22 protein-coding genes and 1 pseudogene are annotated in these 23,750 nt (G+C 70.3%); 10 read left to right on the top strand and 13 right to left on the bottom strand.

Translation table 11 applies throughout. The features are described from left to right. Positions 1 to 60: 60 nt before the first annotated feature. From ACZ6S8_RS36475 to menC, 3 genes are read left to right on the top strand one after another with little or no spacing between them, the layout of a single operon-like run. Positions 61 to 1,143: a M20 family metallopeptidase gene (locus ACZ6S8_RS36475; protein ID WP_469462338.1), complete on the top strand. Its 1,083-nt coding sequence runs from the start codon at positions 61 to 63 to the stop codon at positions 1,141 to 1,143. Continuing rightward, positions 1,140 to 1,961 carry a GNAT family N-acetyltransferase gene (locus tag ACZ6S8_RS36470; RefSeq protein ID WP_469462307.1) on the top strand — a complete coding sequence of 274 codons (822 nt, stop codon included), beginning with the start codon at positions 1,140 to 1,142 and terminating at the stop codon, positions 1,959 to 1,961. Before ACZ6S8_RS36475 ends, ACZ6S8_RS36470 begins: the two co-directional genes overlap by 4 nt. Beyond that, entirely contained in the window at positions 1,958 to 3,064 is a 1,107-nt protein-coding gene (gene menC, locus ACZ6S8_RS36465; RefSeq protein ID WP_469462305.1) for an o-succinylbenzoate synthase, read from the top strand. The genes ACZ6S8_RS36470 and menC overlap by 4 nt, the downstream gene beginning before the upstream one ends. An 805-nt stretch (positions 3,065 to 3,869) precedes the next feature. Here menC and ACZ6S8_RS36460 read toward each other — a convergent pair. Together ACZ6S8_RS36460 and ACZ6S8_RS36455 are read right to left on the bottom strand one after the other, a co-directional pair. Next, positions 3,870 to 4,085 (bottom strand): hypothetical protein, encoded by a 216-nt coding sequence (locus ACZ6S8_RS36460; protein WP_469462304.1) that lies wholly within the window; start codon positions 4,083 to 4,085, stop codon positions 3,870 to 3,872. Beyond that, on the bottom strand, positions 4,082 to 4,285 hold the full coding sequence (locus tag ACZ6S8_RS36455; protein WP_469462302.1) for a hypothetical protein: 204 nt from the start codon (positions 4,283 to 4,285) through the stop codon (positions 4,082 to 4,084). The genes ACZ6S8_RS36460 and ACZ6S8_RS36455 overlap by 4 nt, the downstream gene beginning before the upstream one ends. A gap of 469 nt (positions 4,286 to 4,754) precedes the next feature. Between ACZ6S8_RS36455 and ACZ6S8_RS36450 the strand changes: the two genes are divergently transcribed. Further along, positions 4,755 to 5,614 (top strand): IS5 family transposase gene (locus ACZ6S8_RS36450; RefSeq protein ID WP_469462301.1). Its coding sequence is split into 2 segments (ribosomal slippage): positions 4,755 to 5,106 and positions 5,106 to 5,614, totalling 861 coding nucleotides; the frame shifts between segments, so codons are not numbered across the junction. A gap of 22 nt (positions 5,615 to 5,636) precedes the next feature. Here the strand turns inward: ACZ6S8_RS36450 and ACZ6S8_RS36445 are convergent. Next, positions 5,637 to 5,960, bottom strand: a complete 324-nt coding sequence (locus ACZ6S8_RS36445; RefSeq protein WP_469462300.1) for a hypothetical protein — start codon at positions 5,958 to 5,960, stop codon at positions 5,637 to 5,639. A gap of 628 nt (positions 5,961 to 6,588) precedes the next feature. Here ACZ6S8_RS36445 and ACZ6S8_RS36440 point away from each other — a divergent pair. Then, a complete protein-coding gene (locus ACZ6S8_RS36440) occupies positions 6,589 to 7,059 on the top strand; it encodes a hypothetical protein (protein WP_469462298.1) in 471 nt (156 codons plus the stop codon). Between the two features lie 68 nt (positions 7,060 to 7,127). Here ACZ6S8_RS36440 and ACZ6S8_RS36435 read toward each other — a convergent pair whose 3' ends face one another. Together ACZ6S8_RS36435 and ACZ6S8_RS36430 are read right to left on the bottom strand one after the other, a co-directional pair. Then, positions 7,128 to 7,607, bottom strand: coding sequence for a hypothetical protein (locus ACZ6S8_RS36435; protein WP_469462297.1), 480 nt, complete (start codon positions 7,605 to 7,607; stop codon positions 7,128 to 7,130). A 39-nt stretch (positions 7,608 to 7,646) separates the two neighbouring features. Beyond that, positions 7,647 to 7,817 carry a hypothetical protein gene (locus ACZ6S8_RS36430; protein ID WP_469462295.1) on the bottom strand — a complete coding sequence of 57 codons (171 nt, stop codon included), beginning with the start codon at positions 7,815 to 7,817 and terminating at the stop codon, positions 7,647 to 7,649. 266 nt (positions 7,818 to 8,083) lie between these two features. Here ACZ6S8_RS36430 and ACZ6S8_RS36425 point away from each other — a divergent pair, with 266 nt between their 5' ends. Further along, complete coding sequence (locus ACZ6S8_RS36425) at positions 8,084 to 8,299, top strand: hypothetical protein (RefSeq protein WP_469462294.1); 216 nt, start codon at positions 8,084 to 8,086, stop codon at positions 8,297 to 8,299. A gap of 61 nt (positions 8,300 to 8,360) precedes the next feature. On the opposite strand, the gene ACZ6S8_RS36420 is transcribed toward ACZ6S8_RS36425, so the two are convergent. The 3 genes from ACZ6S8_RS36420 to ACZ6S8_RS36410 form a co-directional block, all read right to left on the bottom strand. Then, the gene (locus ACZ6S8_RS36420; RefSeq protein WP_469462292.1) at positions 8,361 to 8,501 is read right to left on the bottom strand and encodes a hypothetical protein; all 141 of its coding nucleotides are present in this window, start codon (positions 8,499 to 8,501) and stop codon (positions 8,361 to 8,363) included. Positions 8,502 to 8,686: 185 nt separating this feature from the next. After that, on the bottom strand, positions 8,687 to 10,258 hold the full coding sequence (locus ACZ6S8_RS36415) for an AbfB domain-containing protein (protein ID WP_469462291.1): 1,572 nt from the start codon (positions 10,256 to 10,258) through the stop codon (positions 8,687 to 8,689). 97 nt (positions 10,259 to 10,355) lie between these two features. After that, the gene (locus ACZ6S8_RS36410; protein ID WP_469462290.1) at positions 10,356 to 10,913 is read right to left on the bottom strand and encodes an RICIN domain-containing protein; all 558 of its coding nucleotides are present in this window, start codon (positions 10,911 to 10,913) and stop codon (positions 10,356 to 10,358) included. A gap of 1,423 nt (positions 10,914 to 12,336) precedes the next feature. Between ACZ6S8_RS36410 and ACZ6S8_RS36405 the strand changes: the two genes are divergently transcribed. From ACZ6S8_RS36405 to ACZ6S8_RS36395, 3 genes are all read left to right on the top strand, one after another. Further along, positions 12,337 to 13,497, top strand: a complete 1,161-nt coding sequence (locus ACZ6S8_RS36405; RefSeq protein ID WP_469462288.1) for a hypothetical protein — start codon at positions 12,337 to 12,339, stop codon at positions 13,495 to 13,497. Between the two features lie 210 nt (positions 13,498 to 13,707). Continuing rightward, the gene (locus tag ACZ6S8_RS36400; protein ID WP_469462287.1) at positions 13,708 to 17,715 is read left to right on the top strand and encodes a coiled-coil domain-containing protein; all 4,008 of its coding nucleotides are present in this window, start codon (positions 13,708 to 13,710) and stop codon (positions 17,713 to 17,715) included. Then, positions 17,712 to 17,984 carry a hypothetical protein gene (locus ACZ6S8_RS36395; RefSeq protein ID WP_469462286.1) on the top strand — a complete coding sequence of 91 codons (273 nt, stop codon included), beginning with the start codon at positions 17,712 to 17,714 and terminating at the stop codon, positions 17,982 to 17,984. The genes ACZ6S8_RS36400 and ACZ6S8_RS36395 overlap by 4 nt, the downstream gene beginning before the upstream one ends. Positions 17,985 to 18,134: 150 nt before the next feature. Here ACZ6S8_RS36395 and ACZ6S8_RS36390 read toward each other — a convergent pair. The 3 genes and pseudogenes from ACZ6S8_RS36390 to mobF form a co-directional block, all read right to left on the bottom strand. Continuing rightward, positions 18,135 to 18,288: pseudogene (locus ACZ6S8_RS36390) on the bottom strand (TIGR03842 family LLM class F420-dependent oxidoreductase); the annotation flags it as partial. Positions 18,289 to 18,459: 171 nt separating this feature from the next. Beyond that, positions 18,460 to 19,622 (bottom strand): IS3 family transposase gene (locus ACZ6S8_RS36385; RefSeq protein ID WP_469462285.1). Its coding sequence is split into 2 segments (ribosomal slippage): positions 18,460 to 19,335 and positions 19,338 to 19,622, totalling 1,161 coding nucleotides; the frame shifts between segments, so codons are not numbered across the junction. 197 nt (positions 19,623 to 19,819) lie between these two features. Then, positions 19,820 to 21,691, bottom strand: coding sequence for a MobF family relaxase (mobF, locus tag ACZ6S8_RS36380; RefSeq protein ID WP_469462283.1), 1,872 nt, complete (start codon positions 21,689 to 21,691; stop codon positions 19,820 to 19,822). A gap of 472 nt (positions 21,692 to 22,163) precedes the next feature. Here mobF and ACZ6S8_RS36375 point away from each other — a divergent pair, with 472 nt between their 5' ends. After that, positions 22,164 to 22,475 (top strand): hypothetical protein, encoded by a 312-nt coding sequence (locus tag ACZ6S8_RS36375; RefSeq protein WP_469462282.1) that lies wholly within the window; start codon positions 22,164 to 22,166, stop codon positions 22,473 to 22,475. A gap of 623 nt (positions 22,476 to 23,098) precedes the next feature. Here ACZ6S8_RS36375 and ACZ6S8_RS36370 read toward each other — a convergent pair. Together ACZ6S8_RS36370 and ACZ6S8_RS36365 are read right to left on the bottom strand one after the other, a co-directional pair. Next, the gene (locus ACZ6S8_RS36370) at positions 23,099 to 23,341 is read right to left on the bottom strand and encodes a hypothetical protein (protein ID WP_469462281.1); all 243 of its coding nucleotides are present in this window, start codon (positions 23,339 to 23,341) and stop codon (positions 23,099 to 23,101) included. A 144-nt stretch (positions 23,342 to 23,485) separates the two neighbouring features. Next, complete coding sequence (locus ACZ6S8_RS36365; RefSeq protein WP_469462280.1) at positions 23,486 to 23,635, bottom strand: hypothetical protein; 150 nt, start codon at positions 23,633 to 23,635, stop codon at positions 23,486 to 23,488. Positions 23,636 to 23,750 lie beyond the last annotated feature (115 nt).

Raw genomic sequence — 23,750 nt, 5'->3', positions numbered from 1 at the left:
GTGCCGGTAGACCTTGGATCCCCTCTCCCGCGAGCAGGAGACGCGATCGACCTCGCCGCCATGCTCGCCGACCTCGAAGAACTCGTCACCTGCGAGTCCTACTCAGCCGACTACGAAGCCGTCGCCCGAAGCGCCCAGCTCGTCGCCGCCCAAGGCCACCGCCACCTGGGCGCCCCGGGCGAACTCATCGTCCTCGACGGCGTCACCCACGTCCTGTGGACCTTCGGCACCCCCCGAGTTCTGCTGCTTGGCCACCACGACACCGTCTGGCCGACAGGCTCCCTCACCACCCACCCCTTCAGCGTCAAGGACGGCATAGCCCGCGGCCCCGGCGTCTTCGACATGAAGGCCGGCCTCGTCCAGACCTTCCATGCCCTGGCCTCCCTGCCCTCCCTCGACGGGCTCTGCGTGTTGATCACCGGCGACGAGGAAGTTGGTTCCGACACCTCGCGCACCCTCATCGAAGACCTCGCCCGCCGCTGCGCGGCCACCCTCGTCACCGAGCCGTCCGCCGACGGCGGAGCCCTGAAGACCGGCCGCAAGGGCGTGTCCATCTACGACATCACCGTCCACGGCCGGGCCGCCCACTCCGGCCTGGAACCCGAGAAGGGCATAAACGCCGCCGTCGAACTCGCCCACCAGGTCCTCGCCCTCCAGGACATCACGCAAGCCGCCATCGCCCAGACCGGCCCCGGCACCACCCTCACCCCGACCCTCATGTCAGCCGGCACCGCCAACAACACCGTCCCCGCCCTCGCCACCCTCAACATCGACGTCCGCGTCCCCACCACTAGGGCCCAGGACACCGTCGACCGTCTCCTGCGCGACCTCCGCCCGCGGATTCCCGGAGCCACACTGGACGTCCGAGGCGGCCCCAACCGGCCGCCCCTGGACCACGGTGCCTCCGCCCAGCTGTTCGCGCTCGCGGCGGAACAGGCCACCACTCTCGGCCTCGGACCCCTGCGGGAGACCTCCGTGGGCGGCGCCTCCGACGGCAACTACACCGCCGGCGTCGGCTGCCCCACCCTCGACGGCCTCGGAGCCGTCGGCGACGGAGCACACGCCGACCACGAACACGTCCTCACCGCCACAATGCCCGCCCGCGCCCGCCTCCTGGCCCACCTCGTCGGAGCGCTCCAATGACCCCACTCGAACTGCGCGAACTCCACACCATCTCCGGCTTCGAAGACATTCACCGCCTCTACGCCGACATCTGGCGCACCGACGCCGGAAGCGCACCCGTCTCCGTTGAGATGATGCGCGCCCTGTCCCACGCCGGGAACTATGTCGCCGGAGCCTACGAGAGCGGCACAATCGTCGGGGCGTCCGTCGCGTTCCTCGCCGCCCCCGCCGGCACCACCTTGCACTCCCACATCACCGGCACAGCCATGGGCCGCGGCATCGGCCTCGCCCTCAAACTCCACCAACGCCAGTGGGCCCTGGCCCGCGGACTCGCCCGCATCACCTGGACCTACGACCCCTTGGTCCGCCGAAACGCCCACTTCAACCTAGCCAAGCTCGGCGCCCGCCCCGAGGAATATCTGCCGTCGTTCTACGGCCCGATGGACGACGCCATCAATGGGGGCGACGAGACCGACCGCGTCCTAGCCGCGTGGGACCTGACCACCTCGCTGCCCACCGCCACCCATACCCCTGAGCCCTTGCTCAGTACGGTGGTCGCCGGATCCTCCTACGCGATACGCGACCACGAGGGGCACCCTCGGGCGGGGTCGGCCGACACGGAGACGGTACTCATCGACGTCCCCGAAGACATCGAAGCCCTCCGTCGGAAAGACCCCGCTGCGGCGCGGGCCTGGCGCCTGGCCGTCCGCGACACCCTCGGCGCTCTCCTCGCCGACGGCGGCCGGGTTATCGGCTTTCACAACCGCTCTTCCTACGTCGTCACCCGCACCCCCGCCGCGTTCACCGCGGCCGCTTTCTCCAGGAGCCTTACGCCATGAAGATCTCCGGAATCGAACTCCGCCGGATCCAGATGCCTCTCGTCGCCCCGTTCCGGACCTCTTTCGGGACCGAAACGGCCCGCGACGTCCTGCTGGTCCGGGTCGTGACCGAGGACGGCGAAGGGTGGGCCGAGTGCGCGGCGATGTCCGAGCCCCGCTACTGCTCCGAGTACGTCGACGGCGCCCAGGACGTCCTGCGCAAGTTCCTCATCCCTGCCCTCCCCAAGGACGGCGTCGACGCCAACACCGTCGGCCGGGTCCTTCGCCCCTTCACCGGTCACCACATGGCCAAGGCCGCCCTTGAGACGGCTGTCCTAGACGCCCAGCTCCGCGCGAGCGGAGAGTCGTTCGCCGGCCACCTCGGCGCCAGCCGCAACCGCGTCCCCTGCGGCGTCTCCGTGGGCATCATGGACTCCATCCCCGAACTCCTCGACGCCGTCGAAGGCTATGTCGAGGAGGGCTACGTAAGGATCAAACTGAAGATCGAACCCGGATGGGACGTAGCTCCCGTCCGCGCGGTCCGCGAGCGGTTCGGCAACGACCTCCTCCTGCAGGTCGACGCCAACGCCGCCTACACCCTCGTCGACGCCCAGCACCTCGCCAAACTCGACGCATTCGACCTTCTCCTGATCGAGCAGCCCCTCGCCAACGACGACATGGTCCAGCACGCTCAACTCGCCAAGCTCCTGCGCACGCCCATCTGTCTCGACGAATCCATCGAGTCCGCAGCCGACGCCGCGGCCGCCATCTCCCTCGGCGCCTGTTCCATCATCAACGTCAAGCCGGCCCGCGTCGGCGGCTACCTCGAAGCCCGCCGCATCCACGATCTCGCCCAAGCGCACGGCATCCCCGTCTGGTGCGGCGGCATGCTCGAAACAGGCATCGGCCGCGCCGCCAACGTCGCCCTCGCCGCGCTGCCCGGCTTCACCCTGCCCGGCGACACCTCCGGCTCCCACCGCTACTTCGCGACCGACATCACCAAGCCGTTCGTCCTCGACGACGACGGCTACCTTGACGTCCCCACCGGCCCCGGTCTCGGCGTGGAACCCGTACGCGACGTACTGGAGGAGATGACCACTTCCACGGAGTGGATCACTCATTAGCAGTCGCATCATTGCGGATATCGGCCGCTGCCAGACGGCTGGCTGATGGGGGGCCCGCGCAGTCGGAACTGCCTGTGATTCGCTGACTCTCGTGTACCTGAACGAACTCACACACGAGAGACAGGCTCACACCACCAACTGACGATGCCGCGCAACGGCCATAGTGAAACCGAAGCCCACACCCACGGCTCGCGGAACCGGACCTGACGCCGACTCACTCACCGACAACCCGGAACTCGGCTCAGGAATACCGCGCGCGGGGAAGGCGCTCGCTCACAAGGCGAAGCCCCCCGAGATGCGCTGCCCGCCTCCACCCCGGGAGAGATCGTCCCGGCACCATTGGGGGCGGGCAGTGCCGCATGCAGCGGCCAATGAGTCCGGGAACTGGCCGCGCGATGGACGACCGGCACGCTACGTCCGTGCCTGCTGCGTCTCAGCGCAGACCCAGATCGTCTCCGGCCTGCCGATCGACCGAGCGCCGGTGGAGCCAATCTCTTGGACCACGTGCTCTGGTTCAGGGCGATGGTGAGGCCGCGGTTGGCTGCCCGTGCAGCGTCAAGTTCGGCCTGACAATCTGTCAGCCTGCGGGTCAGCTCAACGTTGGTCTGTTCAAGCCTGCTGACGCGGCTACTGAGCTCGGCGATGTCGGCGGGTGGTCGGAGGCCGGACATCCGCCAGATTTCCTCGCCGAGCACCTTGGACAGGCGTTCTTCGAGCTGATGGACGCGGGCGGCCAAGCGTGCACTACGGGCCGCCGCGTTGGCCAAGTCGGCCTGCAACGACCGCCGGGGGACCGCCGCCCCTGTTACCGGCTGCACGGCCGGTTCGTAAGCGGCGGTATGGAGGGCGTCGAGGAGGTCAGATGACGGTAGAGGAAGGTCCGGTCAACACGGGCGGTCCGGGCGATGGCCGAGGTATTCAGCGGCGTCCCGTCGCTTCGTGCTGCCATGATCGCCGCTTGCACACGGGCGCGGCGGCGTTCGGTGTCGGATCGGCGGCCGTCGTTCATGGCGGTGGTCATGACGGGTGGGTTCTTGGGGGTCGGATGTCGGGCAGGGGCTGGCCGACGCGGGGCATGCCGAGGTGGACGGTGCGCGAGCGGCGCACGAGGGTTACGGCCTGCTCGATCTGCGCGCGGTCCTCGGCGGTGAGTTGGTCGAGGTCGGAGCTGACGCGGTCGATGAGCCTACGGATCCGGTTGATCTCCTCCTGCGCACGCACGGTCCGGACTGGGAAGGAGCCCAGGTTGCGACCAAGGGGCGGGGTGCTGGGGTGCTCATGAGCGGGTTCCTCTCGGCCGGCGGCACTGTAGTGAACCGTTTCACCGACCCGGCATTCCCGCCGACACACAACAGCACTCAGCTGCCACAAGCAGTCACCAGATAGCCCTGCGGCCTGGACAGCGAGAGTCCCGGAAGGATGCGGGACAGTGCTGCAAAGCACTCGCGCAACAACGGGTCGTCCCTTGGCACCCGGCCCCTTCGCACCGCCGCCCGCCACCAGAATCGAAGCGGGCCTCTTCCCTCGGCTATCGCGAGGTAAGAGGTGTCGTTTTCCGAAGGGGGCTTGCCCACGGCTGCTGACCTGCACAGATGGAAGATCACCAGTTTCGGGGGGTCCCACCTCCGGTCACACCTGCGGTCCCCCGCCTAGAGCGTGTCTCTTTGATGGGTTGATCAGTTGATCGGATATGCCTGTCCGATTAGTGATCACTGATGTGATGTGGGACCGGATCGAGCCGCTGATGCCGGCCGATCCGGTCCGTGGCCGGCGGTGGGCTGACCACCGCCGCACCCTTGAGGCCATCGCGTGGAAGTACCGCACCTGCTCGCCGTGGCGCGACTTGCCTGACGAGCTCGGGCCCTTTCAGACCGCGCATAAACGCCTGATCAGGTGGGCCGTGGATGGCACCTGGGCACGGGTCCTCGCAGCTGTCCTTGCAGTGGCGGATGCTGACGATGATGTGGGCTGGACAGTCTCCGTGGACTCCACCATCTGCCGGGCTCACCAGCACTCGGCCGGAGCGAGGAAAAGGGGGCTCCCGGCCGGTCTGAGCCGGAGGATCACGCGCTCGGACGCTCCCGCGGCGGCTTGAGCACGAAGGTCCACCTGGCCAGTGACAGCCAGGCGCGGCCTCTCTCCATCCATGTCACGGCGGGCCAGGCCGGGGATGCGCCGGCCTTCGAGGCGGTCATGGCCGGAATCCGGGTCCCGCGAAGGGGACTCGGCAGGCCAAGAACTCGTCCAGCGATCGTCCTTGCAGATCGCGCCTACTCCTCCCGCGCAATCCGTGGCCACCTCCGTCGACGCGGCGTCCGTGCCGTCATCCCGCAGCCTGCCGACCAGATCGGCCACCGACGGCGCCGAGGCCGCGCCGGAGGTCGTCCACCCGGCTTCGACGCCGAGACATACAAGGAGCGCAATGCTGTTGAGCGGTGCATCGCCCGACTCAAGCAGTGGCGTGGCCTCGCAATGCGGACGGACAAACTCGCAGTCGCCTACCAGGCCGCCCTGCACCTCGCTGCCATTCTGATCTGGTCCCGCAGGTGACCGGGCGCCGATGCGAGCCGGCCTATACGAGGTCGGTACTCGGTTGGCGTCGCCAGTCCCAGTCGGGGTGGCGGTCGACAAGCGTGAGGAACTCGCTCGCCTGCAGGATTTCGGAGTGGTTGGTGTCGACGAGCCCGTCGAGTCCAAGAAGGACGTCACGGAGGAAGGCCCGGGCCGCGTCCATGGACTGGCACGAGACGTAGACCGCGTACGGTTTGCCGATCTGGGTGGTCACCTGATCAAGCTCGTCGCTCTCGTAGTCACTCAGGATCCCGCCCGAGAGGTCGATGGAGTACGAGTACCCGTGCCAGTGCAGCCTGTCGTCACCCGTCACAGGATCCGGCACGAGCCCAAAAGCACGGATTCCCCCTTCAAGCAACGGACGTCGATCCGCGGGGACAAGGATGATCACAGATGGCCAGGACACTCGATTACCTCCCCGGCGACCGTAGTCGAGCAGCCCCTCGAGGCGCCTGAGTTTCCGGTCGACTGGGCGGCTTCTCAGCAAAGAGACAGGCTCTAGTGCACCCGTGCAGACACCTCTCCAGCCCCCTTCCGGTGCAACCCTCCTGCGGGTCGGGACGCACCGGGCGGCCCTCCCGGCCGGGGAGGCTTGCCCAGGTGCGCTGAATGGGTGGAGGCCGGGCCTGTGGCGTGCCTGGGTCGCCGGGCAGCGGTTGGGGGTTCAGCGGACCCATCGGCCCGTGCACGGATCACGTTTGCGAGGCAGAGCATGGGACGACACAAGCTGCACAAGCCGAGCGCGCCGCGTGGTGAAGGCGCTCAGCCGACGGAGTGGTTCGGCACCGCGTTCCACTCCGTCCTGGGGATGGTGCACCTGGACGTCCGCCAGTCCGGCAACGGCATCCTGATCACCTCCTCCCCCGCCGAGATCGACGGCGCCCCGGCCTCGTGGCAGCTGCGCCTGCGCAACGACGACGAGGGCCAGGGCCTGACCGAGATGGGGCACGGCCATGAAGGCCGGGCTCGGGCACGTCTGCAGCGTCACCGAGGAGCCAGGCGCCAAGACCGTCCTGGCGTTCCTCCCGAACCACCCCGCCGAAGGCGTCGGCACGCTGGCGCGGGTCCGTACCAGCGAAGGCCCGGACGGCGACGACGTGGTCTTCGAACGGTCCGCGGAGCGGCCGATGGCGCAGTGGGCCGAGGCCGGGGAGAACCTCCTGTGGATCGTGCCGCTGCTCGACCCGGACTCGCCGCCGGCGGACGGAGTCGACGACTGCCTGCCGTGCCCCGGCTGCTACCGGCCCGTCTATGACAGCTCCTCCTCGCACACCCTCATCGGTGCCACCCCGTTCCCCCTGGCCGGGTTGTGCAGGCTGTGCGCCGACGGCACCACACTCCGCTCGCTGCGCCAGGCCGACGGCGTCCCGGTCGACCCGGAGCAGCTCGTCGTCCTGGAGACCGTGGACGCCGCGATGGCGTAGCCCGGCCCCTGGGCAAGCCGCCTTTGCGGGTGGCTTGCCCAGGGTCGCCTTGGGCTTGCCCAGGGTGTTCAGGCTTGCCCGGCGGCCGGCTCCCACAGCGGGCGGGCAAGCCCGGTGCCGTCGCAGTGGGAGCACCGGCCGCCCCCGGGTGTGCTGCGGGCCGCGACGGTGTCGACGGCGTCGCGCAGGAGCCGGGTGAGGCCGTCAACGTGGGCCCGATGCAAGGCGAGTTCGTGGCGCTTGCCGACCATGACCTCCAGTGCGACCCCGGGCCCGACGTAGCCCAGTTCCGTGGTGACGCCGTGGGTGACTGTGCGGATGAGGTCGTGGAGGTGCCCCATCGTCTCCATCCCGGACAGCTCCACCCGTGCGGCGAAGAGAACGTCGTCCGGCTCGGTGAGGGACAGCAGGGCCTCCGGTCGCTCGAACGGCACGAGGCGGCCGACCGGGTCGCGGTGAGCCGCGTGAAGACGCGCCAGGGCCAGCCACATGTCGCCCGCATCGCTCTGCCCGAGCACGGCCGGGCTCTCCTGCTTGATTCGTCTCATGACTCCGGTCTACGGCCTGCGAGGAGGCGTCGGCCGGCTTCAGGCCGTCACGTTCCAGACGGTGACGCCGCGACCTTGGGAGCCGTCCCGCCACGCGATCCGGGCGCTGGGCAAGCCATCCGTGCCGAGCGGCTTGCCCAGCAGCACCCCGTGACCGATCACCCAGGCCGGGCGTGACCGATCCTCCTCCCGCGATCGGTCAAACAGCACGTCAGGGCCGTGACCGGTCCGTGCAACTCCTGACCGAGGCGGTGACCGGCCATCGGTCACCGGTCAGCCGCCACCTCACCGGGAGGCTCCGGACCGTCCGTGACCGACGTCCCCTGCCGACAGGCCCCAGCCGGGGTGGGCAAGCCGGGGTGCGGGGTGGCGTGCCCAGGCTCCCCTTCGGCTTGCCCTCGTGATGCAGCCGGGGTTGGTAGCCCGGATGGCTGCCTCCACCTGCTGAGCGGCAGTGGCGCAACGATGGTGGAGGCATGTCCGCCAAGCTGATCGTCTATCCGCCCGACGAACAGGGGTGGCGCCGGGTGCGCTACGACGGCGTCGCCATCGGGGTCGCGCACCGCCCTTCCGACATCAGGGTCTTCCTGGCCGCCGCCGGCCTGGAGAGTGCCGAGGACGTGGACGTGACCGATCCCGACTTCGTGGAGTGGAGGGGTGCCGGCCCCGAAGCGTGGGAGCCGACGCCGTAGCGGCCGGGCCGAGTGTCCGGACTGACGGGAGACCTCCGGCCGCAAGCCCGCGGGCCTGGCCTCACCGTGCCTTCGGGAGTGCGGCCAGGGCGCGGCGTTCCTCGCCGTGGCCGTTGCCGACGACCCGCCACACCGGAGCATCCGCCCCGTCGCGGGTCAGAAGGGGCAGGGTCGTGGTCGCCACGGTGAGCCGGTAGTTCACGCTCCCCACCCGGCGGGCCCGCTCGTGGAAGGCGGCCTCCCTCGTGGCCGGGGCCGCGCGGCGCGGGGCCCCACTGCAGGCGCGCGTCGCCCCGACGGGCGCCGCGAGCGGTTCGGTGCTTCGTGCGGTTGTCGCCTTTCGCTTTCAGCTCGTGCCAAGCGGGCAGGGGCCAGGACGGTGGCGGCTCAGGGGGCCAGCGGGGTGGCGATCTGCCAGCTGGAGGCCTGGCGGGCGTCATCGGTGGTGTAGTGCTGCGCTACGTAGAGTTCGCCCGCCATGTGGCGAAGCGAGCGCTCCTCAGGCCCGACGGCCCACTTGAAGGACGTACCGGAGCCATTCTGGCCCTTGGTCGCGCACCATGTCGCGCTCTGCCTGAAGGCCCCGCTGCGGTCGTCGGGAGCGATCCGGACACGCAGCGACGGCTTGTCGCCCTTCAGGTAGTGGCCCGGCTTGCTGGCTGACTCGAAGGAGTAGCAGCCGGGCAGACCAGCGAGGGAGGGCACGACGACCCAGGTGGCGTCCTCGCGATCGGACTGCTTGCTCTTGGCGTCCAGAGGGCCGATGAACCCCTCGCCGCCGTCCGGGCTGGACTGGCGGGCGAACCAACCCGTCAGCTTCTTGTCGCCCGCCTTGAGGGACTGGCGCTTGAGCCGGTACTGGGTGTCCTCCTTGAGGAACTCCGCCACGGCGGCGTCATTGGTACCGCCGAGCACCTTCTTCGCGGCGGCGACCATGTGGGGGTTGACGCCGCTGCTCTCGGCGGCTGCCTGGATCTGCAGGGCCAGCGTGCGATTGGCCTGGGCGAGCTTCTTGCGGCGGTTCTCGTCGTCCCGCTTGTACGCGGCTTCGGCGCCGGAGTGGATGAAGGCCTTCCAGTCCACAGGCTTCGCGCTCAGGACCGCGCGCTGAGCGGCCGCGAGCAGTTCGGAGCCCTCCATGTCGGCCGGCGCTAGGCGCAGGAGTTCGCGGATGAAGTTGTCGTCGCTCAACGTGATCATGGCCGGGGAGGGCGTGAGGCGGAAGAGGGCCGCGGTGTTGTTGCGGGCGGCGAGTTCCCTGCGGCGCTCGGCCTCCTTGCGGTTCTGCTCCTCCAGCTCCTCCAGCTCCTTGGCCACGTCACGCTTGTGCGCCTCGCGGGCACCGTTGACGATGAACTCCCGCCATTCCGCCGCCTCCCCGACCAGGGCCTTCAGCGCAGCGGCCCGCACTTCGGCGCCGGACGCGGGGTGTCTGGCGACCGCGCGGATGAAGTTGTCGTCCGTCAACGCGAGCAGGTCGGGATTGCTGGAGATGCCGATGGCCAACAGCACCTGTGACCTGGCGAGCCGGGCGACACGCTCGGCCTCGGCCTTGTCGCGCTCGCGCTGCTGATCGAGCCTGTACGCCTCGTGGACGCCCGTGACGATGAACCGCACGTGGTCCTCGGCCGCCGTGCTGGCCATGGCCTGCTCCGCGGCTGTCCGTACCGCATCAAGCTTCTCGCCCGCGTCCCGGGCCTTCTGCCATAGCGCGTGCACGAAGTCGTAGTCGCTGAGGAGGAGCACGTCCGCCGTCGGGTCCAGTCGGACCACGGCCGCGGCCTCGACCCGCTGCGTTTCGGTCGTGCCCATACCGGCGGCGCGGGCCGCCGCGTCCCGCGTCTCGGCGGGGCTGTCGGCCATGGCCGTACCGGGCACGGCCGCGCCGGTCACCGCTGCCAGTGCGGTGGCGGTGACCAGCCCGCGGGAGACGGTCCGCCGCATCCACGCGGAAGCCATGTGATTGGTGTTCATACTGATGTCGAAACCCCTCCGTCGCCGTGAACCGGCGACACAATGCGTTCAAGAACTGCGGAAAACGAGTCGCCGGGAGGCGTCAGTTGACGAAGGCGAGACGCCATTCCTGGCTGGGCATGTTGTTGAAACACTGCACGACGTAGGCCGTCGGCTCCTCCCCTGCGGGGGTTCCTCCCATGGTCAGGCAATCGCTGGGGGCATCGACCGGACGCAGCTGCAGACGGTTCTGCTCGGCGCCCTCCAGGAACTGCATCGCCCAGCGCTGGCCGGTGGAGCCGTTGCACCAATCCTGTACGACATCGGCCTTCGCCGAAGGCCGGTGAGTGAGGCAACGGCCGCTGTGGCCGGCGACCAGTTCAAAGCCTGACGTCTCGCTTGCCCTCGCTTTGAAGACCTGGTGGAGCGCGGTGCTGTCGCAGGTACCCGAGATGGCGTGGGCCCCGTTGCGCAGGCTTCCGTTTGCGATCGTGAGGCACTGGCTGCCGTACTTCACCTCGAGCTGCGTGTCCATGCCGCCGGCCGTGGCTGCGGCGGGCGCGGGCGTGGAGGGGGCCGCGTGAGCGGTGCCTGTCCCTGCGACGAGGGCGGTCGCGGCGGCACCGACCGCCAGGGCTGAGCGGAGTGTCTGGAACTTCATGGGATCCGTTCTCTTCGTGCTGGGATGTCCGACGCGGATGCGGCGGGGCGCATCGCGACGCGTCGATGGAGGAGGTGCCACGCAGCGTCACCGGTACGGCTACGGGCCGGGGTGTGGGGAGGATCGGGTACGCGTACGAGAGTTCTCACACCTTCGCGCGGCGGCACGCTGCCGGGCGCGCCCCCGGAGGAGCCGGCCGGGCTCGGGCTCTCAGCCGGTGAGGAAGCTCGCGGGCGCGGCGATGCCGGTCGGCCGCCCGTGGGGCGACTCGGCGACGGATTGGGTCATCGTGCAGCCTGGGCACGCAGACTCACGGCTCATGTTTCCCCCCGGAATACGAACGTACGCGGGATTCGCCCGGCCCGGCGAAGTGCGGTCAACACCTCGCCCGTCCCCTCCGGCGCCTCACCCCGTTGAATGATCATCGGAACCGTAACCGGCAGGTGCCGAAGGAAGCAAAGGGCTATTTTTCGCCACTCAAGGGGTGTGCCAGCGGCCGGGGTGCGCCCGACGTGCACTCACCTCATGGCCTGGATTCCGGTGAAGCAGGGGGAGTTGCATGGGCTCTCGGTCACCGTCCAGCGACTCCACCTGTCTTGTTCGCGCCGTGTCGACGCGGGTCGGGGCGTCGGTGGGCGGGGTGAGTTGGGCCGATTCTGAGCGGCGCGGGCCGCAGGCGTTCGCGACTCCCCCATGGAGGTATGCCCGGCGGGGCCGTCATCCTGAGGCGACGGTCCGCATCAAGGCGGCCGCGACGCTCGCGGCGGCGTTTACCGGAGCAGGGTCTGGACGGGTGTTGGCCGTCGAGTCGCGGCCGGGGTATCCCATGGAAGATTACCGCGAGGACGTACTGGTTGACGAGGTCGATGGCTGCGGCCACCGGCATCCCGCAGTCGACGGTCTCAAGGATGTGATCCGCGGGCCGCAGGCTGCGGTGTGGGGTCAGGGTGGTCGGGCGGGCCGAAACGGGGTGGCTGAAAATCGAGCTCTTGTTTTCTCTTTGCCTTGGTAATGTCGATGTAGGTGGCTTGACCAACCACTTTCTTTGTGGCGGGTGTTATCGATTCCGCCCTGCCACGTGCACCGCCGTTCAACGGGTTCCGGGGGAGCCCACCACAGAGGGAAGTCTTCGTGCTGCCGCACGTTCCGACGCCCGTCTTCCACGACCTCGCGTCGTGTGGGCAGGCCGGTTCGCCGTGCCGCCGCCGTGACGGCCACCGCCGGTTCCCCAAGGATCCCGGCAGCCTCTTCGCTTCTGAGGCTGCGAGACGGTTCACGATCCGGAACGTTCCTAAGGGGGATTCACAGCACCATGCCAAGAAGAAGAAGAAGAAGCGCGGCTGTTCACGTCCGGGGCTTACAGCGAATCGCGCGACCTCCTCAACGCCCACCCGGCCTGGGTGATCACGCTTCCCCTCACCCCGTGACGGGCGCGAAGGCCCGCCCGCGCGTGGGCAAGGCCGCCCGGACCGCGCTGGCCGTCCTCACAGCCCTCGCGGCATCTGCACCCACGGCCTTCGGAGCGGGCGCCGCGTACGCACAGGACGCCTCGCGGCCGCCCGGTGTCGTACGGACGGGATCCGCCACGGCCCCGTCGGCACCCGCCGAGGCCGAAGGACCCCAGGCGGCCGTCGCCGCCGCGACGACGGGAGCCCGGGAAGAGGTACGGCGGATCGCACTGTCGGGGCTCCCGGCGGAGCTGCGCACCTCGGCGTGGAACGCGCTGCGCCAGGCCGAGGGCGACGCGGCGATCACCGCCTGGCTCGGCCCGGGCGGAGGCTACGAAGCGGCCAAACAGCGGCTGCGGGACACCCGTACCCGCAACCGCCTGTTCTGCGAGCGTGTCGTACGCACCCACCCGGTCTCCTTCGCCCCGAACACGCGCACCGCTGCCGAGCGGGCCCTCAAGGGCTCCGACGCGGACCGAACCGCCTTCGTCAAGACCGGCTACGTCCGGGCACAGCTGACCGACCGTACGACGCGCGAGGCGGCGACGGCGGAACAGCAGGCCATACAGGAGCGGGACCGGGATTTCGTACGGACGGTGGCCGCGAACGATCCGGGAGAGCATGTCCGGGTCTCGGCACAGTGGGCCCTGCGGCCCGGGGCGACCGACGAGGAGGTCCGGGAGTTCTACGGCTTCGGCTGGGTGACCGGCGCCGCCGTGGACCTGGAGGGCCACCGGCTGCGCACGGCGGAGTCCGAAGTCCTGCACCACCGGACGCTGACCCTGCTGCTGAAGGCCGCGACGTCGGCCGAGGAGGCGCTGCGCGACGCGTCCGACGTCGCGGCGGCCCGCGCCGAGGCGGAACGCGCCTGGGAGGCCGTGGCCGGACACGCCCGCGCGGCGGACACCTCCTGGCAGTCGGAGCGCGACCACACGGTGCGGCAGGCAGAGACATGGAAGGACGTCCAGGCACTCGCCCAGGGCGGGGCGGGGGAGCTGTGGAAGCGCATCGCCGACCCCGCCCGGGAGAACGAGCAGTCCTGGATCAACGAGAAGCAGCACGCGGCCGAGGCCGCCGCCTTCTGGCAGGAGATCCTGCGCCAGGCGAACAACGGCGTTACCCGCACGCGGAGTTGACCGCCCCTCCGGCGTGAGCGCGGCAGGACCCGCCCGCCAAAAGCGCGGGGCGGACGGCCCGGCCGGTACCCGGGGACGACAGCGGGTGCCCACCCCCGAGCGGGGCGGGCACCCGGCGCCTCGGCGCCCTGACTGCCCCCCTGCCTTCGGCCACCCCTCGCTTTTCCGCACCCAATCAACAGACATTTCATCCTCTTCAAAGGAATTTCAATGAATGAGGTATTCCGTCCGAGCACAGGAAGACGGCGGCCCGGCCACGTGCGCACGGCCGCCAGAGCTGTTTCCACGGCGATGGCCGTGGCCCTGCTCACGGGCCTGATCGGACAGGCCTCCGCCACCGGCGCCGAGCGACCGGATGCCGCGGCCCTCGACGTGGCCAACCTGGACCGCGTCCAGCGCGGAAACGCGGCGATCGCCCGGGCGCGGGCAGCCGCCCCGCCCGTGGCCCCCCGGTCCGAACTGGACCGGATCAGTGACGAGCGCGACCGGCAACTTGTCCAGGACTACGTCGAGTTCGACGAGGAAGAGGAGGTGCGCGAAGCCGCTCGCAAGGCCCTGGAAAGCACCGACCCGAACGCCATCCGGGAGTTCCTGGAACGCGGCCAGGCCGAGGCGCGCCAGCGGGCCAAGGACAAACGGAACACGGCCGACGCCGAGAACCGGCGCACGATCGAGGCCATGCGGGGCACCGGCGGCCCGCACTTCAACGCCGAGGTCGAGCGCGTGCTCGGCGGGACCGCGCGGGACCGCGCGGACTTCCTCGCCTTCGGTGCGGACATCGCCCGACAGCGCGACAAGACCACGGAGCAGAACGAGCGGCAGCGCGCGGCCGAGAACCGCAAGCGGGTGGAGACGCTCGCGGTGATCGGCGGGCCGCAGGTCAAGCGCGCCGCACAGGCGGCGCTGGCCGCCGGTGACGACAAGGCGATCGCCGAGTTCCTGGAGAAGGGCTACCAAGTTGCCGCGCAGCTGGACGCCGACGACCGGGCCGCACACGAGCAGGCGCAGAAAGACGCTCTGGAGGCGGCGGAGCGGCTGCGCAAGCTGGCCGAGAACACCGCCCGCGCCGCCCAGGCCCGTACCAAACTGATCACCGCGCACGGGGACGCCGTCCGGGCCCTGAAGAACGCCTCCAATGCCATGAGCATGGCGGCTTCCGCCTCGCGTGACGCCGACCGGATGCTGGCGGCGGACAGGGCGGGCAAGCGCCTGTCGGACTACTCCGAGGTGAAGAAGGACGTAGCCCGCCAGGTGGGCTTCGCCGACACCGCGGCCAAGCAGGCTCAGGTGGCGTCGGGGCAGGCGAAGGTGCAGGCCGAGATCCTGGTGGAGACCGGCCTGACCCACGGGGTCCAGTGGGCCGAGGTCGCGGCCGGCATCGCCGCGGCCTCCGACGCCGCGTCGCGGGCTGCGCAGACCGCCCAGCACGCGGTCGACGCCTCCGCCGCGAACGCGGCCGGCCTCAACGCGCAGAACGGCGCCGAGCTACACGAGAACCAGGCCAAGGCGTGGCGAGCCAACGCCGACCAGCACGCCAAGGCCGCGGCCGAACTCGCCCGTCAGGCCGAGAAGCAGGCCAAGACCGCGGCGGACGCCGCGGCGAAGACCCGCCAGGCCCGGATCGAGGCGGAGCAGGCCGAGAGCTCGGCCTGGGAGCACGCGAAGAAGACCCGCGACGCCCGGATCGAAGCCGAGCGGCAGGCCAAGATCGCCGCCGAGCAGAAAGCCGTCGCCCAACGCGAACGCGAGCTGGCCGCGGCCGCCCGCGAACGCGCCGAACGCGAGAACCAGGTGGCCGCGCAGGCGCGGTCCCGCGCCGACGCGGAGGCGCGTACCGCCGCGGCCAAGCGGGCCGAGGCACAGGCCGCCGCCACCACCGCGGCCGAGATGCGCGCACACGCCGCAACCCAGGAGGGCAACTCTTCCCGGCTGGCCCAGCACGCCCAGGACGAGGAGACCCGGGCCCGCCAGGCCCGCGACGCCGCTTTCGAGGCGGAGCGGCAGTACAAGGCTGACGAGGCCCGGGCCAAGGCCACCGAGGCACTGGCCGCCGCGGTGAGCGGCACCTCCGACTACCAGCTGGCCCGGCAGGCCGCGGACCAGGCACGGTCGGACGCGAACGCCTCCGGCAGGGCGGCCGTGACCTCCCGCAGCGCCGCCAACGAGTCCTCCGACGCGGCGCAGAGGTCGCGCTCCGCGGCCACCGAGGCCTCCGGCGCCGCTGCCCGGGCACGGGCGGCGGCAAGTGAGGCGTCGGCACACGCCTCGCGCGCGAACGCCGCCGCCAACAAGGCGGAAGCCTCGGCCTCCGCGGCGAACGCCGCGGCGAACACGGCCGAGCGCGAGGCCGCCCTGACACGGGCCGCCACTCAGCGGGCGAACACCAAGGCGGCCGAGGCCACCGCACAGGAAGGCCGGGCGGGCATCGCCGCCCACGAGGCCTCCCGGCTGGCCGGACTCGCCGCGATCCACGCGAACCACGCCTTCCAGGCCGCCGGCCGTACCCGTGACGAAGCCGACGGCGCCGCCAGTGAGGCGGCCATGGCCCAGCTCCAGGCCTCCGCAGCGGTCCAGGCCGCCTCCGCGGCCCGTACGACGGCGGCCGGTATCGCCGACCCGGCGAACAACGCCATCGCACTGGTCGCCCCGTTCTCCGGTACGGACATCGGCGCGGACTTCGCGCTCGCGGTGGCGAACGGGGCGCTGAAGATGGGCCAGGAGCAAGTCGCCTCGGCGCAGGCCAACGCGGCGGAGGCCCGCAAAGCGGCGGAAGCCGCCGAGACAGCGGCGAACCGGGCGAACGCCCAGGTGGCCCCGGCCTTCAAGGCGGCCGCGGCGGCCGCTCGCTCCACGGCGGAGGCCGCGCGTTCCTCGGCCGCCGCTATGGCCTCGGCGGCTCAGGCGGTGCAGGACGGTACGAAGGCCCGGGCGGCTGCGACCCGCGCCCATCAGGCGGACGCGCAGGCCCAGACCGACGCCCGGCAGGCCCGCCAGTCCGCGAACGCCGCGTTCGCGGACGCGACGGCGGCCCGCAACGCCGCCACCCAGGCCGAGGCCGAGGCGCAGCGCGCCCGTACCGCGGCCACCCAGGCGGAGAACCAGGCGACGGCCGCGGCCGCCGCCGCCACCCGGGCGGAGAAGGAGGCGAGCACCGCCCAGGCCGCCGCCACCCAGGCGGAGAAGGACGCCGCCGACGCCGCCACACTCGCCGAATCCGCAGAGAAACACGCCAAAGCCGCGGAGACCGCGGCCACCAACGCCGCCCAGCACGCCCGCGACGCCGACACCGCCGCGAAGAAGGCCGAGGAGTACCAGCGCGAGCTGAAACGCAAGGAACGCGAGGAGGCCGCCAGGACAAAGGAGCCTTCGACCGCCCCGCCCGTCACACCGACGGACCTTGAACGCAAGGCGCTCGACGAGGCCGGCATCACCGCCGACGAACTGGCCGCCGCCCGTGCCCTCGCCGGGCAGAACCTCATCGACTACCTGCTGGAAAACGGCGGGGAGATCCTTGTCGAGCTCTTCCTGGAGGACATCAAAGCCTGCATAGACGACCCCGACATCCCCACCTGCCTGTGGGCCATCGTCCAGAACCTCGGCCCGGTCAAGGCCCTCAAGATCGCCAGCAAGATCCCGCGGATCGCGAAGGCCGTCGCGGGCATCAACGCCTTCCTCGACAAGATCACCCGCGCCAAGGGGATTGTCTCCAAGGGCGAAAAGATCGTCGAGAAGGTCCAGCGAGGCATCCCCGGTTGCCTGGCGGACCGGTACAAGGACAAGGACACGCGGAAGGGTTCCCACACGCAGCCCCTCATGCGCATGGCGGCCGCGGGCAAGGACAAACCCAAGGGGGACGACGACTGTCCGGAGATCGGCCTCTCCATCTACCGCACCCCGAAAATGGTCGACAAGGAGTACGAGAAGAAGAACGGCCCCAACCCCGCCTCACACACCACCGGAGACGCGGCGGTCTACTTCGGCGAGCGCAGTATCGCTGCAGAGTACGTGGGAACTGGCGCGGGTCCGTACGCCGATGGGATGATCCGCTACGACATGGCTCCCGAGTTCCTCGCCAAGTTCGGCGAGTACGCGGAGCGGTACGACCGGCAGGGTCCGGGCGGAAGCGTGCGTATCGAGTTCGTGATCCCGATCGGCAAGATCAAGGAATTCAACGAGCTCACGGTGCACCGCGAGTGGCTCCAGGGCAAGAAGGGATGACCGAGATGGACTTCGTCCTGCACGGCGAAACAGACGTCACCGTTACCGCGGTACGACCTTGGGGCCTGGAGGTCGAATCGCCGGACGGCAGCAGGGGTTTCATCGATCAGACCAAGACCCCTGTCTGGCCTTCGGTCGCCGACGATTCCCTCGTCGGCGCCGTACTGCACGTGATCGTGCTCGACGAGACCCGGGATCCCGTCCGCCTGAGCACGCTCGACAAGGACCTGCAGATCGGGCGTCGGTTGAGAGCCGCTCCCGGCGGCTGAGGGCCTGCGGGATCCACAGCGGGGCCCCGCGGGGGGGGGGGGGGGCCCCCCCCCCCCCGGGGGGGGGCCCCCCCCCGCCGGGGGGGGGGCCGGGGGGCCCCCCGCGGGGGGCCCCCCGCGGGGGGGGGCCCCCCGCGCCGCGCGCGGGAGTCAGCCGAACGACGGGATGACGTCGGAGCCGTACGCGTCGATCGTGGCCTCCCGTGCGCCGTGCATGTCGTACACGGAACTGGTCGACGCCGAGGTCCCGCAGGACCCGCAGTTTCTCGATGTGCGCCTCGGCCGGGCCCAGGAGGCAGAAGCGGTGGGCGGTCTGGCGGGTGTGGACCCATTGGCCGAGGGGGTGCTCGGCGTCGTCGTCGAAGGCGAGAACGGCCGCGATGATCCGGTCGGCGTCGGCGTCCCTACACCCACCTGGCCAACACCGACCCGCGGCTCAACGAGGGTCTGATGCAGCGTTGGGTGACAGGTTCAGTCACGCGGCCTGAAGAGCCGGCGTGGTCATGACGGTCTCGTATTCGACGGGGGTCAGCCGGCCGAGGGCGGCTTGTCTGCGGCGTCGGTGGTAGGTCCGTTCGATCCAGGTCACGATCGCGATCCGCAGTTCCTCGCGGGTGGACCAGGTGCGTCGGTCGAGGACGTTCTTCTGCAGCAGGCTGAAGAAGGACTCCATGGCCGCGTTGTCGCCGGCCGCCCCAACTCTTCCTATCGAGCCGACCATCTGGTGGCGGCCGAGGGCCCGGACGAGTTTCCGGGAGCGAAATTGCGATCCTCTGTCGCTGTGCAGGATGCATCCGGCGACGCTCTGTCGCCGGGCGTCGGCGTTGTCCAGGGCGGTCACTGCCAAGCGGGACTTCATCCGGGCGTCGATGGAGTAGCCCACGATGCGGTTGCTGAAGGCGTCCTTGACCGCGCAGAGATACAGCTTGCCCTCGCCGGTGGCGTGTTCGGTGATGTCGGTGAGCCACAGGCGGTTCGGGCCGGTCGCGGTGAAGACGCGGTTCACCAGGTCGTCGTGGACCGGCGGGCCCGCCTTCTTGGCCCGGCCGCGTTTCTTGCCGCACACGCTCCACCACTGGTTGTCCCGGCAGATCCGCCAGGCGGTGCGGTCAGCCATGCCTGCACCCGCGTCGCGGGCCTCGTCGGCCAGGAAGCGGTAGCCGAACTCCGGGTCGTCGCGGTGCGCGGCGAACAGCGCCTGCGCGCGATGGGCCTCCTCGACCTCGGCTGCGGTCACCGGCTCGTCGAGCCACCGGTAGTAGGGCTGTCTGGCGAGCTTCAGCACCCGACACGCGACCGTGACGGGCACCCCGTCGCCGGCCAGCTCCTTCACGAGCGGGTAGATCCTTTTCCCGGCAGGTTCGCCTGCGACAGATAGGCCGCCGCCCGCCGCAGGACCTCGTTCTCCTGCTCCAGCAGCTTGATCCGCCGACGCGCTTCCCTCAGTTCCGCGCTCTCCTGGCTGGTCGTCCCGGGCTTCACGCCGTCGTCGATGTCCGCGCGGCGCATCCACTTCCACAACGTCATCGCGTGGACGCCGAAGTCGGTGGCCACCTGCTCGACCGTGACGCCCGGACCGCGGTTCCTCGCGACCCGCACGACGTCCTCGCGGAACTCCTGGGGATAGGGCTTGGGCACAGCGACATCCTTCCCACCTGCCATGCAAGCCAAGCCAGTTCAGATGTCACCCGATCGTGCGGCAGACCTGCTCCCGACTGCTGGCGCGGCGGCCTCGCTGTCTGTTCCGCAGGACGGTCCCAGTCCTGCGGCGCGACTAGTGACCCAAAGGCGTACACGACGACGTTCCACGGACACCTGGTCCGTGGAACGTTCCCTCAGCGGGGACCCGCTCCCCTGCTCTGGTCCGGCTGCGCCGTGGGGTGCCGCTGCTGGTGGCCGCCCGCGTCGGCGGCCGCGGTCTGCTTGACCTGAGTCGCCTGCTTCGTCTGGTCGGCCTGCTCTTCGACCGTGCGGCTACGGGCTTCGGCCGCGTGGGTAAGCGCGGCGATCCGGGCGAGGTTCTGCGGTGAGGTCATCCACGTCGCCGGGTCCGTCGTGCGGCCCTCGAGGTACTCCTGCGGCATCGCGGCCTGCTGGTGGACGTAGATGGCGGCGGCTCGCTGCGCCGGAGTCAGGGCGGCGTCCCGGCCGCGGTGGTCGACGGCGTGCGGCGCGGCCTGGTCGCGGTCGGGGGGTACGGCCGACGCGGTCGGTGCGTCGTCGCGTACGGCGGGCGGCGCGGTGAGGGCGGCGCGGATCGCGTTCTGCAGGGTGAGGCTGGCCACCCGGGCCCGCTCGTACCGGCTCGACTCACGGGGCGGCTTCCCATCGTTGCCTGCGATCCACCAGCGGGTGGGCCAGGCGAAGTCGGCGGTATAGGTGAGCTGATCCGGGGCCGGGGCCCGTCGGCCCTTCTGGGGCACGGTGAGCTGACGGCCGTAGCGTTCCAGCGCCCGATTGGCGATGTAGCAGTCGATTCGGGGCGGGACCGCGCGGCCGCGCAGGGTCTCCAGCAGGTGCCGACGCGCTTCGGCCAGGACGTGCCGGCGGGCGAAGACGTTGCGCACGGTGAAGACGACCGCGGCGACGTCGACGGCGGCGAGCGCGGTGTCCACCCGTGGCACCACCTGGGCGTGGATCGCCGCACCGGCCGCCTGGCACCGCTGAAGTAGCCCGTCGACCATCCGCTGCCCAAAATTCAGGAGCGCGGAGACACGCCACCACGCGAGCAGCAGATCCAGCGGGCGCGGGGTCTTCTTGTCCGGTCGGGTCTCCTGCGCCGCCCACCACGCCAGACCGTGGCGGGCGCGCTCGCCGGGCAGCCGGCCGTGCTTCTTCACGTAGTCGTCGGTGAGACCCTCCAGGGCGTCCTCGATCCGCCGGCGGCGGGTGGCCGACCAGTCGATGAGTTCCTGGTCGACCCCGGCTATCTCCATCACCGGGCGCAGGCCCGGCGTCACCTCCCGCGGCACCGTCGCCAGTCCGAGCTCCTCGCACACCTCGGTCGTCATCTGGAGGGTGTAGAGCGTGCCGGCCGCCACGACGTGCTGGTACAGGCGGACCGTGTCCAGCGCGTACCAGGAGCCGTCCGGGCGCTGCGCTCGGTTGGCGATCAGGCAGTGCTCGTGCAGGAGGGGAAAGCCGTTCCTGTTGTCGAAGTGCCGGAACGCCGCAACGACCAGGGCCGGGGCCTGCGCGCGCTCCCGGCCGGACGCCCACCGGATCTCCGCGACCTCGTCCTCCAGCCATTCCAGGGTCGCGGCGACGGCCCGCTCGTGCGCCCGCTCGATGACCCGGCGCGTCCTCTCATCCCCCAGCGCCCACAGCACAACCAGGGACGCCTGCGGCCGGAACACGAAGTCCAGGCCGAGCAGCGCAACCTGACCCCGCTGCTCGATCTCCTCGATCGGCTGACCGAGGACGGTGGCCAGCCCTGCCGTCTCCGCGTCGGCGCCGTCGTCCATGAGCTCGCGCTCCATTCGGTCGGCGTCCGGGTGCCGGACCTCCCCGAACAGAAGCTCCAACTGCCTCTCGGCCACCGTCTGCCCCGCAGTGAGCCCCAGCGCGGCCAGGCCGCGACCCAGCCACCTCCCAGGCGGGAGGCCGGCCTGCCCCTGGGCGTCCTCCAGCGACTGACCGACCGGACGGCGACCGTCCCCGAACGCGACCCCGCGCACGTAGTACCGCCACGCGTTACGCCTCTGCACCTTCGCGACACTCAACATCCCCACAGGAGACACCACCTCTGACCTGCACAAAAACGCGATCCCGTGGGGCAGGAGAGTTCACCGGAACTTCACAGCCGATCCCGTACGGCGGGAGCTTTCGGCGACACCGAGCCCGCCCGGCGGACAACGCCAGGCCATGCAAATACTGCGCGGCACCCCGTCACACACGCCTCACGCACCCCGGAAACCACCAGCAGACGACTCCACCGTCAACCAGCGACATACACGTACCGGTCCCCCACCCGACGGCCCAAAACGCCGCCCTTGCACCACGTCACCGACTCTCCGCCCCTGGCATCGCCGGGGCTTCTTCCTGCCTGCAGGACCGACGTGCCGACCTACGAGACCCTGCCCCGCTTCACCACCGACCTACGTACCTGATCCATATCCCCGTGGTGCTCCTCTGCCGACGTAGACCGGGTCCATGTAGCTTCAGGACCAGGGGGATGAGATGAACTTCGACGAGAACGAACCGCAGTCTGTTCGAGAGGAGCGCTTCGCCGCAGAACGGGCCGAACGCAGAGAGGCACGCAAGGCTGCGTCGCTCGACTCCCGGGGAGCCCACTTCGGCGTGGCCATCGTGGCCATCGCCTTGGTCCTGCTTAGCTGGAACGGGAAGCTGATCGCTCTGGGCATCGTCGGCGGAGTCTTTCTGCTCTGGTTCTCCGCAGCCCTTGTATGGGCCTACGCCGACGGGGACCACGGCCGACACGCACTCCAGCGCGCGTACAACCTCACTTTCGGATGGGGCGACGGATTCTGAGCACCAAGGCCAAACCAGAGGGGCGGATTTGACATTCGAGGCGTTGAGATTTGCTCTGGCCCGCAATGGCTCCACCAGCGGGCCCGCGGCCCTGGCTGCTCTGTTGTCGGGCGCGGTGGAAGATCTCTTCGAAATCGGCCTCGGCCCCTTCGTTGTGGGACATCTGGTGCGCCCGGCTGGACATGATGGTGGAGATGGGAGCATCTGATCCGGGCCGACTGAGGAGCCTGGCACAGGCTCTGGATGGGCTCCACGATGTAGGAGACGCACGGGTGTACCTGGCCACGGTCACCGCCCCACCACGCCGGTTTCACGTCTACCTTTCAGAGGACCTTGCCCATTGCGTCGGGGTGTGGGAAGGCCGCGCGAGCGAGCAGGCTCCCCGAACGGCGACCTGAACCGAGGCATCAGCAGCCCGCTGATGCCGAAGACCTTGTGGCGGTCGACCTTCCACCAGGTCGGGGCTGAGGGCTCGGTGATCACGCCTATACGGGCGGCGCTCTCGCCAAGACGGGGTCTCCTTCTCGGTCGGGCTGAGGGGTTCGTGAGGCCGGTCGGCCTGACCGGCCCTCGCTCCGACCCGCGGCTGCGGGGTGGGGATCGCCGGGCGGAGCGACAGGGGGTCAGCGCTGGAAGGGACGGACGTTGTTGGGGGCGTCGTCGTCGGGGGCGGTGGGGATGTGGATTTTGGACCGGATCTCGACCTGGGGCTGGAAGACTGGGGCAGGCTGGGCGTGCGCGGGGAAGTTGTTGACGACCGGGCGCAGGCTCCAGCCGCGCAGGGCGGCGGTGGTGGCGATGGTCCAGGCGAGGACGGCGATGGCGGTGGCGACGGTGCGCCCGTCGCCGGGGGTCGTGGTCCACACGACCGCGACCGTTGCGGCGCCCCAGACAGTCCAGGTGAGGCGGGCGCCGGTGGCGCCGATGAACCCGCCGACCAGGCCGGTGAGCTGCCAGAAGGTGTAGATGGCGGCGCCACTGACCGGGAGGCCGGCGGTGTGCTGGGCAATTTAGGTGCGGATCGGGTCGTCGACCACGCCCCAGAACTCGTCGGAGGTGCTGGTGCCGACCTGGGTGGTGGGGAGCGCGTCGGCCAGTTGGCCCAGGGCGGCGTCGAAGACGTCCCCGGCGGCGCCGAGGAGAATGACGACCGCGCACATCCCGGTGAGGAGCAGCAGGGCCTAGGTGTATTGACCCGCAGGGTTGTTTACGCGGCTGATGGGCGGCTTGCCGTCGAGTGCGGTGTGGCAGCGGTGGTGGTTGTAGGTGTGGAGG

Source organism: Streptomyces sp. NPDC048461 (genome assembly GCF_055587105.1).
The sequence above is the reverse complement of the archived record's forward strand: the minus strand, read 5'-3'. Positions and strand labels throughout refer to the sequence as shown.

Bases quoted from the DNA above. Each gene is read 5' to 3' on its own strand.
- ACZ6S8_RS36475 (WP_469462338.1), top strand. From the start codon at position 61: ATGCTCGCCGACCTCGAAGAACTCGTCACCTGCGAGTCCTACTCAGCC.
- menC (WP_469462305.1), top strand. From the start codon at position 1,958: ATGAAGATCTCCGGAATCGAACTCCGCCGGATCCAGATGCCTCTCGTC.
- ACZ6S8_RS36425 (WP_469462294.1), top strand. From the start codon at position 8,084: ATGTCCGCCAAGCTGATCGTCTATCCGCCCGACGAACAGGGGTGGCGC.
- ACZ6S8_RS36365 (WP_469462280.1), bottom strand. From the start codon at position 23,635: ATGTGCGCGGTCGTCATTCTCCTCGGCGCCGCCGGGGACGTCTTCGAC.
- ACZ6S8_RS36410 (WP_469462290.1), bottom strand. From the start codon at position 10,913: ATGAAGTTCCAGACACTCCGCTCAGCCCTGGCGGTCGGTGCCGCCGCG.
- ACZ6S8_RS36435 (WP_469462297.1), bottom strand. From the start codon at position 7,607: ATGAGACGAATCAAGCAGGAGAGCCCGGCCGTGCTCGGGCAGAGCGAT.
- ACZ6S8_RS36395 (WP_469462286.1), top strand. From the start codon at position 17,712: ATGACCGAGATGGACTTCGTCCTGCACGGCGAAACAGACGTCACCGTT.
- ACZ6S8_RS36375 (WP_469462282.1), top strand. From the start codon at position 22,164: ATGAACTTCGACGAGAACGAACCGCAGTCTGTTCGAGAGGAGCGCTTC.
- ACZ6S8_RS36400 (WP_469462287.1), top strand. From the start codon at position 13,708: ATGAATGAGGTATTCCGTCCGAGCACAGGAAGACGGCGGCCCGGCCAC.
- ACZ6S8_RS36470 (WP_469462307.1), top strand. From the start codon at position 1,140: ATGACCCCACTCGAACTGCGCGAACTCCACACCATCTCCGGCTTCGAA.
- ACZ6S8_RS36460 (WP_469462304.1), bottom strand. From the start codon at position 4,085: ATGACCACCGCCATGAACGACGGCCGCCGATCCGACACCGAACGCCGC.
- ACZ6S8_RS36440 (WP_469462298.1), top strand. From the start codon at position 6,589: ATGAAGGCCGGGCTCGGGCACGTCTGCAGCGTCACCGAGGAGCCAGGC.
- ACZ6S8_RS36415 (WP_469462291.1), bottom strand. From the start codon at position 10,258: ATGGCTTCCGCGTGGATGCGGCGGACCGTCTCCCGCGGGCTGGTCACC.